The organism is Jeotgalibacillus soli (genome assembly GCF_000829435.1).
Taxonomy (GTDB): domain Bacteria; phylum Bacillota; class Bacilli; order Bacillales; family Jeotgalibacillaceae; genus Jeotgalibacillus; species Jeotgalibacillus soli.
The window spans coordinates 148,398-161,963 of sequence record NZ_JXRP01000020.1; the positions used below are offsets into that span (position 1 = coordinate 148,398).

Genomic DNA, 13,566 nt, shown 5'->3' on the forward strand with positions numbered 1-13,566 from the left:
ACTATAAAAAAGTGTATCACTTTTTACTCACCTTCACTATAAAAGAAAAACATCGCCGAAGTTGTTGCGGCGATGTTTTTGTATGATTAGATAGCAGCTTGCTCTTTTAATGTTTCAGCTTTATCTGTCTGTTCCCAAGGAAGGTCAAGATCATTACGGCCAAAGTGTCCGTAAGCAGCTGTTTGTTTGTAGATTGGACGGCGCAGGTCAAGCATTTTGATAATACCTGCTGGACGAAGGTCGAAGTTGCTGCGAACTAGCTCAACCAGTACATCCTCATCTACAGTACCTGTTCCAAACGTATCAACCGAAATTGACACTGGTTGTGCCACACCAATTGCGTATGCAAGCTGTACTTCACATTTATCAGCAAGACCTGCTGCAACAATGTTTTTCGCTACGTAGCGTGCAGCGTAAGCACCAGAACGGTCAACTTTTGTTGCATCCTTACCAGAGAACGCACCGCCTCCGTGGCGAGCATAACCTCCGTAAGTATCAACAATGATCTTACGTCCTGTTAAACCAGCATCCCCTTGTGGTCCGCCAATTACGAAGCGGCCTGTTGGGTTAATGAAGTATTTTGTATTTTCGTCAATAAGCTCAGCTGGAACAACTGGCTTAATCACGTGTTCTTTTAGATTGCGCTGAATGCGCTCTAAGCTAACTTCTGGGTGGTGCTGAGTAGAGATAACAATTGTATCAATACGCACTGGTTTATTGTTTTCATCATATTCTACAGTTACTTGGGTTTTACCGTCTGGACGCAGGTAAGGAAGGATTTCTTCTTTACGCACTTCTGTAAGACGACGAGAAAGCTTATGAGCAAGAGATATTGGAAGAGGCATTAATTCAGATGTTTCATTACAAGCATATCCGAACATTAAACCTTGGTCCCCTGCTCCAATTGCTTCGATTTCATCATCTGACATGCTTCCTTCACGAGCTTCTAGCGCCTGGTCAACGCCTTGTGCGATGTCCGCAGACTGCTCATCAATCGAAGTTAATACTGCACAAGTTTCAGCATCAAAGCCATATTTTGCACGTGTATAGCCGATTCCTTTAATCGTTTCACGAACGATTTTTGGAATATCTACATAAGTAGAAGTAGAAATTTCTCCAGCAACTAACACAAGGCCAGTTGTCACGGATGTCTCACATGCAACACGAGCATTTGGATCATCCTTTAAAATGGCATCCAAAATAGAATCAGAAATTTGATCACAAATCTTATCTGGATGTCCTTCTGTTACAGACTCAGACGTAAATAAGCGGCGTTTTGTGGACATATTGTTTCCTCCTAATGGTACATGAATGGTTGGACGGTACTCATTACCCTTAGATTTATTCAATCAACCTTATACATTGATAATCCAAGTAGGGCACGGACAAAAAAATAAACCTTCCTCTATATTGTGTGAGGAAAGGTTTCGTCTGATTCGCGCCTTTCACTCTTATCGTTCAAGGACCTATGCCTTGCTGCAGGTTAGCACCTTCGCTCAATGAAGTTAAACGCAAAAGCTAGTTGCTTTTTTGTAGAGCAGGTTGCTGGGTTTCATAGGGCCTGTCCCTCCACCAGCTCGGGATAAGAGTATCCGTTCAAAAACCTATCATACGGAATTCGTCGTATGATGTCAACTGAGATTTTGTATTTTATTCTTTATGTTAAAAGAAAGAAGAAATATAATAATTAGTATAGACTAATCTTTTTAATGTGTTATACTAATTCCAAGTAAAGGATGCATAATCATTTTGTATAAAGGGTGGAGGTAATTACCATGAGCACAATCCAGATGACTGCGAATCTTAATGACTTAATGAAAAAAAATAACGTTCATCGTAACCTTTCTGTAGCAGCTTTAGTGGAAAAAGTTTTGGAGCGTAAAGAAGGTACACTAACATCTACTGGTGCGGTTAAGGCAGAAACAGGTGCCTATACAGGCCGTTCACCTAAAGATAAGTTCACCGTTATTGAACCCTCTACCAAGGATCTTATTGATTGGGGCAACGTCAATCAGCCGATCTCAGTCGAAGCATTTGACCAGCTTTATACAAAGGTAATGAATCATTTGCGTAACTTGGATGAGGTATTTGTTTTTGAAGGGTTTGCTGGAGCAGATCCGTCGTCTAGATTGCCCATTCAGGTTGTTAATGAAAGAGCATGGCATAACTTATTTGCTCGCCAGCTTTTCATTCGCCCAACAGCCGAAGATAAGGAAACGACTTCATCGGAAGCACCATTCACGATTCTTTCAGCACCATCATTTAAAGCGGATCCTTCCGTTGATGGTACTCGCTCTGAGACGTTTATTATCGTTTCTTTTGAAAGGCGGACCATTTTAATTGGAGGAACAGAATATGCAGGGGAAATGAAAAAATCCATTTTCTCAATTATGAACTTTTTATTGCCGCAAAAAGAAATTCTGCCTATGCACTGCTCAGCCAATGTTGGATATGAAGGCGATGTCGCTCTATTCTTTGGTTTATCCGGGACCGGTAAGACAACGCTTTCTGCAGATCCGGACCGACGCTTGATCGGAGATGACGAACACGGCTGGTCTGACAACGGCGTGTTTAATATTGAGGGTGGCTGCTATGCAAAATGCATCCAACTTTCTCGTGAAAAAGAACCGCAAATTTTTGATGCTATTCGATTTGGCTCCGTTCTAGAGAATGTTGTTCTAGACCCTATTACAGGTGAAGCAGATTATAATAATGCTAGCTTAACAGAAAATACACGTGCGGCCTACCCGCTGCAGGCAATGACAAATATTGTTGAACCAAGTGTCGCAGGTCACCCTACGACAATCGTCTTTTTAACAGCAGATGCATTCGGGGTGCTTCCTCCAATCAGTAAGCTAACAAAAGAGCAAGCCATGTACCATTTCCTTAGCGGCTATACATCAAAGCTTGCAGGGACGGAGCGCGGCGTTACAGAGCCTGAAACAACCTTTTCTACTTGCTTTGGATCACCATTCCTACCTCTTCGTCCAACTGTTTACGCTGAAATGCTTGGGCGTAAAATGGAAGAACATAATGTTCAAGTATTCCTTGTGAACACAGGGTGGACTGGAGGAGCATACGGAACAGGCTCCCGCATGAAGCTTTCCTACACGCGTGCGATGGTTCGCGCAGCTCTGCATGGAGAACTAACAAACGTTGAAACAACGCAAAACGGTCTTTTTGGACTTGAAACACCTACACATATCCCTGGGGTTCCTGATCATGTTCTCGTTCCTCGCTTCGCCTGGCCAAGTGAAGAAGAATATGAGAAAAAAGCAACTGAGCTTGCCGAAAAATTCAAAGAAAACTTCAAGAAATTCACGGATGTTGATGAAAATATTGTTAAACTTGGCGGCCCGATCGTTTAATAATAAAGGAGTGTCCAGATATCATCGGACACTCCTTTTAACCTTATAATTATTTTTCAATAGCCTCTGTCAGAAACATTTACTTTCATGATTCATTAATTACTCGACTCTAAAGACACCAGCTCATATACGATTGATGTTGTGTCATCCTTCCACTCCAGCTGATGAATTTTTGCGATACCGATGAGGTCACTACCTTTCGTACGCTTTACCTCAAGCGGGACATGCATTGGATATAGACGATAGCCCTCTTTTGTTAATTGAAAAAAATTGTTCTGCTGCCTAACCTCTTTGCCCTTCGTTACGATCATTGTGTTTAGTTCTAGTGGCATCCCCATTTCCATTCTCCTTTTAAGTTGATGTATGAGTAGATTAATTGTTAACTCGAGTCTTCATCCATTCGCATAAATTTTTTACTGTTTCTCGATTTTCAGCAGGCGGAAACACGTGATCGAACTCTTTAAAATACCATCTATCATGCATCTTGTTCAGTTCAACCAGTCTTTTTTCCAGTCGATACGCATGCTCCACAGAAACATTCGTATCTTTTATGCCATGAATAATTAATACAGGGCATTGAATGTGAGCTGCCTCATGCAGCGGAGTTCTCAATTCGTACGCATCCGGAACCTTTGACGGCGTGCCGCCAATGACTCTTTTCATCATCCTTCTAAGGTCTTTTCTTTCCTCATAAGTAAGCACCATATCGGATACTCCTCCCCATGTTACAACGGAAGCAATATCCTGATACACCACAGCTACCTGCAGCGCCATCACACCGCCACGCGAAAATCCAAATACATGAATTCTTGAAGGAATGACCCGAGAGTGTTTCCTTAAAAGCTCAATGCTCGAGAAAGCATCGTGACGGTCCTCACCCGCAAAATCCTCATTTCCTTCCCCTCCACGGTTCCCTCGGTAATACGGGGCAAATACAATAAACCCTTGAGCAGCAAATTGAGCAATACGAGATGGACGAACCATTCCGACACCCTTAATACCGCCGCGCAAATACAAAAATCCATCTAGCCGTTCTTTTCCTTTAGGCTCTGCAAGCAGTCCCTTCACCCTCAGACCTCCAGACCACATCGTAATTAAAAAAAGCTCTACCGACGGGTGCGGAGATGGAAAAGGTGTCCGTTGAATAATGTGTCCATCGATCATTTGGTTTTCTCCTTTTTAATTTGTTGATGCCAATAATTAAGTACATGAATCAATACATCATCTTTCATAATGAAGCTATATGTATCACGATGGCGTTCAGCAAGCAAATCACCTGAGACGAGACAAGGACCATTGGTCTCAAAGTAATGAGGCTGATTAACCAGCCGAGTCACTTCCGCAAAAAAGATCGCTTTAATAATAGGCGGCTGATCCTCCACCTTATATTGTGCGACATAATGAAGCAGATCGACCTCCCCGCCAATCTCTTCCTTTACCTCACGCCTTGCTGCTTGCTCTAAGGATTCTTGCTCTTCTACTTTACCACCCGGAAATTCAAGTCCCCTTTTTTTGTGATGAGTCAAAACCCATTTCCCTTGATAGCGGGTGACAATCCATACGTGCTTTGCCGGTTCTAAAAAAGGCTCTTTTTCAAAAGAGAACTCAACCTTTTTCTGATAATAATCTAAAAATGTATACACAAAGCGTCCCCCCTAGTAAAAATGACGCATTTTATGGAAAATCATTCATTATAAAGTCGTTTTTATCCTTTTCTTAAAATATTTTCATCCTCCTATACGTAAAACAACTAAGCTCGATAAAAATGGAATAAGGAGTGGAATTCTATGAAAAAAACAGCGATAATCTTCACCGCATCTTTTGCACTTCTACTGGCGGCCTGTTCTGAACCAGCAACACCGGTTGAAAATGACAATACAGCAGAAACAGAAGCCAGTTCAAGTGATCTGACACTCGAAGAGGTTTTTGCGAAAACCATTGAAGCGAATGAAAATATTGAAAGTGTATCTGCTGAGGTGACAATAGATCAAATCGTATCTCTTCCTTCAGAAGATACAGAGACAAACGTAACTACGGTTTCGCAGATGGATAGTATAGTAGATCCAATCGCCTTATATTCTGTATCGGAAAGGTCCTTTTCCGGCGAAGAATTACCAGAAGCAGCTGACTCAATGAAAACGGAAACCTATATAACAGAAGAAGGTATTTTCATTAGTGACCCAACAACTGATCAATGGGTAAAAATGCCGGAAGAGATGTCTGATATGGTCCTCCAAGCCACAGCCGCTCAAGGAAATCTAAATGACCAAATTGCCCAACTGCAACAATTCACAGATGATTTTACCTTTGAACAAGATGATACTTCCTATATTTTAACTCTGCAAGCTTCTGGAGAAAAGTTTAATGAGTTTATTCAGCAGCAAACAGCTGACATGATGCCTGGTCGGAGTTAATACTCGCTTCTCCTGCAGGAGTCTCACGCCTTACACTCCAATCATCCTAATGCCAAAATCAACAATGATCTTTAACATAGAATAAATGATAAAAAGGCTGCTCCCCTCTTTTAGTATTCATTCGGGTGATGCAGCCTTTATTTCTTTTATGATGATTCCGGCTGAGCAGATTGATCATGAGCGCGTGGAATATACGGCGGGCGATCCTTTGATTCATTTTCCTTTGGTAATATGCCCATACTTTCAATATGCTTAACTGCCGCCTCATCACCAATTTCATGAATGAATGAGTAAATTTGAATTAAAAGTGAATCACCTGCACGATTTTCTTCATCAATATGATACTGGACATAAGGCACATGTGCACGATAAAAATTATCCCAGCCTACCTCGTCGTTTGCATCAAAAAGCTGGCGCAGCTTCGTTATTTCATCATCCGTCGCATTCACGAGAAATTCATATGGAGAATCTGTTCCACTCCTCAATATTTCACCTCGAGCCACTGAAACATAATACGTGTGTTTCTCATCCATACTTCCACCTCCTATTACTACAGTATGTCCAATTTTTTATAACATCGCCTAAGCATTTTATATGATTAATACAAGTAGTTTGGGGTATAGTTATAGTACATCTTGCATCCCCTTGTATTTTGGATCAACAAAATAACTAATTTGTATCGGGGTTGAAAAAAATGAAGCTAATTGATGAAATTTATGAAATGTACAGAGGGAAAATTCGCGGGACAAAGGAAGACTTTGATATTATTGCATTTACCATTCTTGAGCAGTTTGATCGTAAGGAACTAATAGAAATGGTACAGGATATGTCTGACGATGAGTTGGCCTATTTTATTAGATTGTACATATTAGAATCACTGGAGAGAAAAATGGGGCAGCATGAAGAGATTACTTTAGAAGATCCGACAATCTATCACTAGCCGTATGATAAAAGCTAACAGGTATTATGCATATAGCTGCATAGACGCTGTTAGCTTTTTATTTATGCCTGACTATCAATGGCATCGGTGATGATCTTGTGTTTCATGTCGGTGGTTCGATGATCGAGGTAACAAAACATTTCCTGTTTTTGATCACGAGACATAAACACACTTTCAGGGTCTGTTTTACTCTTTCAAGCTTCATTCGTTTCATTCACCGCCTCCCGTTGTTTCATTGCTTTTTTCCATTCTGGTTCCGGTCTTCCTCCACGGCACGATTTAGTTCTTCTACATATTCTCTTGTTTCGACTTCAACGGTTTCCTTCGTAAATTGATGCTTATTCGCATTGGCTTTTAGGTGGGTAGAGTCCGTGAATAATACTCTTCCGCCGACCATCTCATGACCTATAGCCAATAGAACCATTTCATCGAAGATGTCTTGGAAGATCGTCGTGTTCTGAAATCGATGATGACGATTCCAGCTGATGGTCGAGTGATGGGGAACAGGGTCGGACAAGCGTAAACCAAGAAACAAGCGTCAAGCCACGTTGGTTTGAATTTCTTTTTCTAATCGTCGTTCGGAGCGAATGCCAAATAAGTACCCAATGAACATCATTTTGAAAAGGATTAGGAGATCTAAGAAAGGACGGCCATTGTTCTCTGAATAGTAATGATGAACTTTTTTCCAGGATAAAAGAGAAATCGATATGCTTATCAATGATGCGCAGCACATGGCCCTCAGGAACGAAGTCTTCAATGGAGATGAATTCAATTTCATTTTGAGTGGTTTTTCGCGTATGAAACATAAGAATCACCAGACATTAAAAGATACTTCTATTACACTAAATTAACGCGGTGAGTGGACGAAGCTCAATATAAAAAAGGCTGTCGAGAGTTTCTCGACAGCCTGAGGCCTATAAAAATAGGCCTTTTTATCTTATTTACCTAAGCTAAGAAAGAGCGCAGCATCCACGCATGCTTTTCAATGCTTTGATGAATGGACAGAAGCATATCTCCAGTCATCTCATCTTCATTATCCTCTGCAACGCTCATGCCATTTTTCAAATCATCCAGCAGTACAAGAAAATCATTATGAAGCTCCTGTACCATTTGATCTGCTGTTTCATCTCCGCGTGCTTCCTGAATAAGTGACAGCTCAAGAGATTCTCTTAGCGTCGCAACCGGGGCTCCCTCAAGTGCAAGCAGACGCTCAGCAAGTTCATCAATGTGGACTGCTGCTTCTGTATAAAGCTCTTCAAATTTTTCATGCAGGGTAAAAAATTGATGACCTTTTACATACCAGTGAAAATTATGTAATTTCGTATACAGAACGGTCCAACTGGCAATTTGTTTATTCACACTTGCAACTAATTTCTCTTGTGACATTTGTCATCATCCTCCTAGATATCGCTTACATTATGTTTACCACACTTGTCCATTTTTAAACATTTAACCCTATTACACAAGGGGATTTTTGCCGGTTTCATGTTATGATATTAGTAAGGAGGTCGCTTACTATGTCTTTTATTGCACTAATCATTTTTTCGATTATGATCATTGTAGCTGTTACAATTATTTCTTTATTGGTGACGAAGAAAGGCTACAGCTTTGAACATACAATTGACCCGCTGCCTAAGAATCATGAGCAGCATACCCACACCTCTTCTCTCTCGGATGACGAAGAGCGGAAGATACGGAGGCACTAATTGAAACAGATCATGCTTTTACTTATCCGTTTTTATCAAAAGATCATTTCTCCGATTACCCCGCCAAGCTGTCGATTTTATCCCACCTGCTCCCATTATGGAATGGAAGCGGTCGAAAAGCATGGTGCCATTCGCGGAGGTTTCTTGACAATAAAAAGAATATTGAAATGTCATCCCTTTCATCCTGGCGGGGTTGATATGGTACCAGACAAACTGCCATCGAGAAAAAAAAATTCTTGATGGTTTTTTTCTTGCACTTTTTTTAAAAGCGTAGTATAGTATGCCATGTTAATCATAAATCGTAATTATTACTGTTTAACACTTTAGAAGAGGTGACCCTATTTGAAAAAATCGGTATATTTAATGCTTATTTCCTGCTTTGCTTGGATGCTGGCTGCCTGCAGCACAAATGACACGGCGGACACAGAGGAATCGTCGGGTGACAGATTGGACGTTTACACAACCGTTTACCCGTTGGAGGAATTCACAAAAAAAATTGGTGGAGAATTTGTTCATGTTTCGACCATTTACCCTCCTGGAGCTGATGAACATACGTTTGAACCTTCACAACAGGATATGATTAAGCTGGCGGAAGCTGACCTTTTCCTCTACATTGGTCTCGGCCTTGAAGGATTTGTCGAAAAAGCTACTGATGTACTAGAAAGCCAAGACTTAGTCATGGTCGCAACGGCTGATTCTATTACTGACGAGCAATTGGCTGAAGATGCGCATGATGAGCACAGCGATGAAGAACATGCTGAAGATGCGCATGATGAGCACAGCGATGAAGAACATGCTGAAGGTGCGCATGATGAGCACAGCGATGAGGAACTTGCTGAAGATGCGCATGATGAGCACAGCGATGAGGAACTTGCTGAAGGTGCGCATGATGAGCACAGCGATGAGGAACATGCTGAAGGTGCGCATGATGAGCACAGCGATGAGGAACTTGCTGAAGGTGCGCATGATGAGCACACTGAAGAAGAGCACAGTGGCGAGGAAGGACATGAAGGACATGACCATGGCGATGTAGATCCCCATGTATGGCTTGATCCGGTTCTATCTCAATCACTAGCTAAATCCATTAAAGATTCATTAGTTGAACAAATGCCAGAGCAGGAAGAATACTTTACACAAAACTACGAAGCACTTGTTGAACAGCTAGACGAGCTTGACCACAAATTCCAAGAAGTTGTCAAGCATGCAAAAATAAATCAAATGTTCGTCTCTCATGCTGCCTACGGATATTGGGAAAATCGTTATGGCATTGAGCAAATGGCAATCGCAGGAATTTCTACTTCTGACGAGCCATCTCAGCGTGAATTATCAGCATTGATTGAACAAGCAAGAGAAAACAACATTCAGCATGTTATTTTCGAACAAAATGTTTCATCCAATATAACAGAAGTTATTCAGAACGAAATTGGCGCTGATGCACTTCAGCTCCATAACTTATCCGTATTAACGCAAGAAGATATCGATAATGAGGATGACTACTTCTCCATTATGGAACGTAATACTGAAACGTTAAAAACAGCACTACAGGCTGAATAGAACAGGATAAATGCCGATCAATTATGGTCGGCATTTTAATTATAAAGTCTTTTTGATGATGTAACATAAGAGGATGTTTATTTTATTAGTACTTCATGATGAATCCTTACCTCATCCAATCTCTTACGGTTTATTTCCACACCAATCCCCACTCCTTCAAACGGTAGAATTCTCCCTCTCTCTACGACCACATCAGGAGTCGTAATATCCTCTTGCCAGTAACGTGAAGATGATGAAATATCACCTGGAATTGAAAAACCCGATAAGGTGGCCAGTGCCACATTATGAGCCCTTGATACTCCAAATTCCAGCATCCCCCCGCACCATACCTGTATTCCGTGTTTCTGGCACAAGTCATGAATGCGAATGGCTTCTGTCAGTCCGCCTACACGTCCTATTTTAATATTAATTACACGTCCGCTTTGAAGGGCAATCGCACTTTTAGCGGCATGGAGGGAAGTAATGCTTTCATCAAGACAAATTGGTGTGACCATTTTTTTTTGCAGTCGAGCATGATCCACTAAATCATCCTGTCCAAGCGGCTGTTCAATCATTTGGAGACCAAGCTCATCAATCTCCAAGAGTTGATCCTCCACTCCTGAATAAGCTGAGTTCGCATCTGCCAAAATTGATAGTTCAGGAAACGAATGACGAATCTCTTTCATCCAGTCATAATCCTTCCCTGGGCCAATTTTTATTTTCACACGTTCATACCCTTCTGCTTTAAAGGCTTGAATTTGCTTTAATACCTCATCAATCGTAGATGCGCCAACGACAACACCTGCAAGAATATCTGATCTGGTTCCGCCAATCATTTGATGCAACGGCAGTTGATGAATTTTCGCAAAGACATCCCAGGCAGCCATATCAACGGCCGCTTTTGCCATTGGATTTTTACGGATCGTATTGAATGAGTCGAACACTTCAGTTGGGTGCTCATATGACTGCTTTAAAACAATCGGGGCGAGAATATCTTTAATCATATGAAAGCATGTTTTAACCGTTTCCTCTGTATACCACGGCGTTTCAAAGGCTACAGACTCCCCGTAGCCAATATGACCCTGATCATCATGCAGCTCCACAATGATCCCCTTTCGCTCTTTGACAATCCCTAAGCTTGTGACAAAGGGGGCTTTTAGCGCCATTTGAATGACATGCAGCTCTACTTTGGTAAATTTCATTCGTTCATCACTCTCTTTTTGAGTTCACGCCGAAGCAATTTATTAGAAGCGTTTCGCGGCAGCTTATCAATAACATAGAACACTTTCGGTACTTTATAGCCTGCCATGCTTTCCTTGCAAAAAGCGTTATAATCGTCTGAATTAAATGAGAAACCCTTCTCCAATACAATAAATGCCACGGGGACCTGTCCCCAAGATGGATCATCTTTTCCAACTACCCCCGCTTCCAGAATAGCCGGATGCTTCGTTAATACCGCTTCAATTTCAGCAGGATAAATATTTTCCCCACCAGAAATAATTAAATCAGATCTGCGATCAAGTACAAATAAAAATCCTTCGTCATCTAAGTAGCCGATATCTCCTGTATAAAACCAACCTTCTTTAAATGAGGTTTCATTTGCTTCAGGATGATTTAAGTAACCTGGCGTCACGTTTGGTCCCTTGACGGTAATTTCCCCTACTTCATTCGCTTTACATCGATCACCGTACGTATTAACGATGGATATTTCACTTGTAAATAGAGGTTTTCCTGCAGAACCGATTTTCCTTCTGCTGTCCTCTGGTGAAAGAGTGGCAAATTGTGAGGCCGTTTCTGTCATGCCGTACGTTTGAAAAACAGGAATTCCCGCTTCAAAACATTCTTCAATAATATGCGGAGCAGCTGGACCTCCTCCAAGGAGCATGCATCGGAATGATTTATGATATGGTTTTCCATTTCTCACAGCAAGAAGTCGTAGAAGCATCGTTGTCACAACTGAAATCATTGTCGCTCTGCCATATTCTATATCGTCATGAATTTTTTCTTCATCAAACTGCTCGTATAAACGTATGCTGTTTCCATATATAACGCTTCTCATTAAAATCGAATAGCCGCTAATATGAAAGAGCGGAACGGCACAAAGCCAGGTATCCTCAACATCCATCCCAAGGTTTAATGCAGACCCCATGGCACTGAAAAAGTGATTGGCATATGTTTGTGCAACAGCTTTAGGACGACCTGTCGTTCCTGATGTGTACATAATGGAACAAACTTCACGATCCGCCGCATCATATAACGAACTGTTTACGAAGGTATTGTTTAACTGTTCAACCGCACCAATTGTATAGACCGATAGCTCATTTTTTAAGCTATTCACTTTTTCATCAAATACATCGTCTACAATAAGCAGCTGTGTATGGCTGTCCTGCAGCTGAAATTTCCATTCAGCCGCTGATAATCTGTGGTTGACCATTAATGCTGGAATAGCTAATTGCTGCAAAGCATGAATAAGAAAAACTCCATCAAGCGAGTTTCGAATCATTAATGCTACCGGCTTAGCGGGATCCAAAGAAAGACTCGATAGCTTTTCTGCAATGGCAGTTGTTTCCTTTAATAGTTCTGCAAATGTCAAGGAAGTTTCAGCGGTATGGATGGCAATTCGATTTGGTGTAAGTGCTGCTCTTCTTGATAGCCAATGCTCCGAGAAATTCAATATCTCTTCTCCTTCTCACTCAATTTTTGATAAAAAAGAGCCCGTGAGTTCTCCCCACAGGCTGCTTGTTCAGTTCTTTAACAATTAAGGGAAACGAGGGAATTGACCAAAGTCCGGTTTACGTTTTTCCTTGAACGCGTCACGGCCTTCTTTTGCCTCATCCGTTGTGTAATAAAGAAGCGTTGCATCCCCAGCGAATTGCTGTAATCCAGCAAGACCATCTGTATCTGCGTTCATCGCTGCTTTTATGAAGCGAAGTGCTGTCGGGCTCTTTTCAAGCATTTCTTCCGCCCATTTCACTGTTTCATCTTCAAGCTCAGCTAATGGTACAACTGTGTTGACAAGTCCCATATCAAGCGCTTCCTGTGCGTTGTATTGACGGCATAGGAACCAAATTTCTCTCGCTTTCTTATGACCAATAATACGTGCCAGGTAACCTGAACCGTAGCCGGCATCGAATGATCCGACATTCGGTCCTGTTTGACCAAAAATAGCGTTGTCAGCTGCAATCGTTAAGTCACAAACAACATGAAGAACATGTCCTCCGCCAATTGCGTAGCCAGAAACCATTGCAATAACCGGCTTTGGAATCACGCGTATTAAACGTTGAAGATCCAACACGTTTAGACGAGGAATCTCATCTTCTCCAACATATCCACCATGTCCGCGCACCTTTTGGTCACCGCCGGAACAAAACGCTTTGTCTCCCACTCCTGCCAGCACGATAACCCCAATACTTGAGTCATCACGAGCATAAGCAAACGCATTAATGAGCTCCATTACTGTTTTGGGACGGAAAGCATTATGGACTTCCGGTCGATTGATGGAGATTTTCGCAATACCATTATATGTTTCATACAAAATATCTTCATAGTTCCGTTCCTGTACCCATTCACGAGTCATGAAAGAAACCTCCTTTTATGTAATAGGC

Annotated in this window: 15 protein-coding genes, 1 pseudogene and 1 riboswitch; of the genes and pseudogenes, 6 read left to right on the forward strand and 10 right to left on the reverse strand. The window is 41.6% G+C overall.

Going from position 1 to position 13,566, the window contains the following annotated elements; genetic code table 11:
* Nucleotides 1-86 precede the first annotated feature (86 nt).
* Nucleotides 87-1,286: a methionine adenosyltransferase gene (gene metK, locus KP78_RS17455; protein WP_041090886.1), complete on the reverse strand. Its 1,200-nt coding sequence runs from the start codon at nucleotides 1,284-1,286 to the stop codon at nucleotides 87-89.
* A 162-nt stretch (nucleotides 1,287-1,448) separates the two neighbouring features.
* Nucleotides 1,449-1,589: riboswitch (SAM riboswitch) on the reverse strand.
* Nucleotides 1,590-1,775: 186 nt separating this feature from the next.
* Between metK and pckA the strand changes: the two genes are divergently transcribed.
* Nucleotides 1,776-3,368 carry a phosphoenolpyruvate carboxykinase (ATP) gene (pckA, locus tag KP78_RS17460; RefSeq protein ID WP_041090888.1) on the forward strand — a complete coding sequence of 531 codons (1,593 nt, stop codon included), beginning with the start codon at nucleotides 1,776-1,778 and terminating at the stop codon, nucleotides 3,366-3,368.
* Nucleotides 3,369-3,463: 95 nt separating this feature from the next.
* Here the strand turns inward: pckA and KP78_RS17465 are convergent, their stop codons facing one another.
* The 3 genes from KP78_RS17465 to ytkD are packed head-to-tail and all read right to left on the reverse strand — an operon-like array spanning nucleotide 3,464 to nucleotide 5,011.
* Nucleotides 3,464-3,706 (reverse strand): DUF2584 domain-containing protein, encoded by a 243-nt coding sequence (locus KP78_RS17465; protein WP_041090890.1) that lies wholly within the window; start codon nucleotides 3,704-3,706, stop codon nucleotides 3,464-3,466.
* A gap of 34 nt (nucleotides 3,707-3,740) precedes the next feature.
* Nucleotides 3,741-4,532, reverse strand: a complete 792-nt coding sequence (locus KP78_RS17470; RefSeq protein ID WP_041090891.1) for an alpha/beta hydrolase family protein — start codon at nucleotides 4,530-4,532, stop codon at nucleotides 3,741-3,743.
* On the reverse strand, nucleotides 4,529-5,011 hold the full coding sequence (gene ytkD / locus KP78_RS17475) for an RNA deprotection pyrophosphohydrolase (protein ID WP_041090893.1): 483 nt from the start codon (nucleotides 5,009-5,011) through the stop codon (nucleotides 4,529-4,531). The genes KP78_RS17470 and ytkD overlap by 4 nt, the downstream gene beginning before the upstream one ends.
* 144 nt (nucleotides 5,012-5,155) lie before the next feature.
* Here ytkD and KP78_RS17480 point away from each other — a divergent pair, with 144 nt between their 5' ends.
* Nucleotides 5,156-5,782 (forward strand): DUF6612 family protein, encoded by a 627-nt coding sequence (locus KP78_RS17480; protein WP_052474923.1) that lies wholly within the window; start codon nucleotides 5,156-5,158, stop codon nucleotides 5,780-5,782.
* A 146-nt stretch (nucleotides 5,783-5,928) separates the two neighbouring features.
* On the opposite strand, the gene KP78_RS17485 is transcribed toward KP78_RS17480, so the two are convergent.
* Nucleotides 5,929-6,315 (reverse strand): hypothetical protein, encoded by a 387-nt coding sequence (locus KP78_RS17485; protein ID WP_052474924.1) that lies wholly within the window; start codon nucleotides 6,313-6,315, stop codon nucleotides 5,929-5,931.
* 161 nt (nucleotides 6,316-6,476) lie between these two features.
* Here KP78_RS17485 and KP78_RS17490 point away from each other — a divergent pair, with 161 nt between their 5' ends.
* Nucleotides 6,477-6,722: a DUF6154 family protein gene (locus KP78_RS17490; RefSeq protein ID WP_041090894.1), complete on the forward strand. Its 246-nt coding sequence runs from the start codon at nucleotides 6,477-6,479 to the stop codon at nucleotides 6,720-6,722.
* 80 nt (nucleotides 6,723-6,802) lie between these two features.
* Here the strand turns inward: KP78_RS17490 and KP78_RS19665 are convergent.
* Both KP78_RS19665 and KP78_RS17500 read right to left on the reverse strand, forming a co-directional pair.
* Nucleotides 6,803-7,534, reverse strand: a pseudogene (locus KP78_RS19665) (transposase); the annotation flags it as partial.
* Nucleotides 7,535-7,667: 133 nt separating this feature from the next.
* Nucleotides 7,668-8,108: a Dps family protein gene (locus KP78_RS17500; protein ID WP_041090895.1), complete on the reverse strand. Its 441-nt coding sequence runs from the start codon at nucleotides 8,106-8,108 to the stop codon at nucleotides 7,668-7,670.
* A 131-nt stretch (nucleotides 8,109-8,239) separates the two neighbouring features.
* Here KP78_RS17500 and ytzI point away from each other — a divergent pair, with 131 nt between their 5' ends.
* The 3 genes from ytzI to KP78_RS17515 all read left to right on the forward strand — a co-directional run bounded on the left by ytzI (nucleotide 8,240) and on the right by KP78_RS17515 (nucleotide 9,982).
* The gene (ytzI, locus tag KP78_RS17505) at nucleotides 8,240-8,428 is read left to right on the forward strand and encodes a YtzI protein (protein ID WP_041090896.1); all 189 of its coding nucleotides are present in this window, start codon (nucleotides 8,240-8,242) and stop codon (nucleotides 8,426-8,428) included.
* Nucleotides 8,429-8,668, forward strand: a complete 240-nt coding sequence (gene yidD / locus KP78_RS17510; RefSeq protein WP_041090897.1) for a membrane protein insertion efficiency factor YidD — start codon at nucleotides 8,429-8,431, stop codon at nucleotides 8,666-8,668.
* Nucleotides 8,669-8,770: 102 nt separating this feature from the next.
* A complete protein-coding gene (locus KP78_RS17515; protein WP_235420980.1) occupies nucleotides 8,771-9,982 on the forward strand; it encodes a metal ABC transporter solute-binding protein, Zn/Mn family in 1,212 nt (403 codons plus the stop codon).
* 77 nt (nucleotides 9,983-10,059) lie between these two features.
* Here the strand turns inward: KP78_RS17515 and menC are convergent, their stop codons facing one another.
* The 3 genes from menC to menB form a co-directional block, all read right to left on the reverse strand.
* A complete protein-coding gene (gene menC / locus KP78_RS17520; protein ID WP_041090899.1) occupies nucleotides 10,060-11,163 on the reverse strand; it encodes an o-succinylbenzoate synthase in 1,104 nt (367 codons plus the stop codon).
* A complete protein-coding gene (locus KP78_RS17525) occupies nucleotides 11,160-12,635 on the reverse strand; it encodes an o-succinylbenzoate--CoA ligase (RefSeq protein WP_422723722.1) in 1,476 nt (491 codons plus the stop codon). Before KP78_RS17525 ends, menC begins: the two co-directional genes overlap by 4 nt.
* Nucleotides 12,636-12,719: 84 nt before the next feature.
* On the reverse strand, nucleotides 12,720-13,538 hold the full coding sequence (gene menB / locus KP78_RS17530) for a 1,4-dihydroxy-2-naphthoyl-CoA synthase (protein ID WP_041090903.1): 819 nt from the start codon (nucleotides 13,536-13,538) through the stop codon (nucleotides 12,720-12,722).
* Nucleotides 13,539-13,566 lie beyond the last annotated feature (28 nt).

Coding starts and splice junctions, on each gene's coding strand:
- metK (WP_041090886.1), bottom strand. CDS start 1,286: ATGTCCACAAAACGCCGCTTATTTACGTCTGAGTCTGTAACAGAAGGA.
- pckA (WP_041090888.1), top strand. CDS start 1,776: ATGAGCACAATCCAGATGACTGCGAATCTTAATGACTTAATGAAAAAA.
- KP78_RS17465 (WP_041090890.1), bottom strand. CDS start 3,706: ATGGGGATGCCACTAGAACTAAACACAATGATCGTAACGAAGGGCAAA.
- KP78_RS17470 (WP_041090891.1), bottom strand. CDS start 4,532: ATGATCGATGGACACATTATTCAACGGACACCTTTTCCATCTCCGCAC.
- KP78_RS17480 (WP_052474923.1), top strand. CDS start 5,156: ATGAAAAAAACAGCGATAATCTTCACCGCATCTTTTGCACTTCTACTG.
- KP78_RS17485 (WP_052474924.1), bottom strand. CDS start 6,315: ATGGATGAGAAACACACGTATTATGTTTCAGTGGCTCGAGGTGAAATA.
- KP78_RS17490 (WP_041090894.1), top strand. CDS start 6,477: ATGAAGCTAATTGATGAAATTTATGAAATGTACAGAGGGAAAATTCGC.
- KP78_RS17500 (WP_041090895.1), bottom strand. CDS start 8,108: ATGTCACAAGAGAAATTAGTTGCAAGTGTGAATAAACAAATTGCCAGT.
- ytzI (WP_041090896.1), top strand. CDS start 8,240: ATGTCTTTTATTGCACTAATCATTTTTTCGATTATGATCATTGTAGCT.
- menC (WP_041090899.1), bottom strand. CDS start 11,163: ATGAAATTTACCAAAGTAGAGCTGCATGTCATTCAAATGGCGCTAAAA.
- menB (WP_041090903.1), bottom strand. CDS start 13,538: ATGACTCGTGAATGGGTACAGGAACGGAACTATGAAGATATTTTGTAT.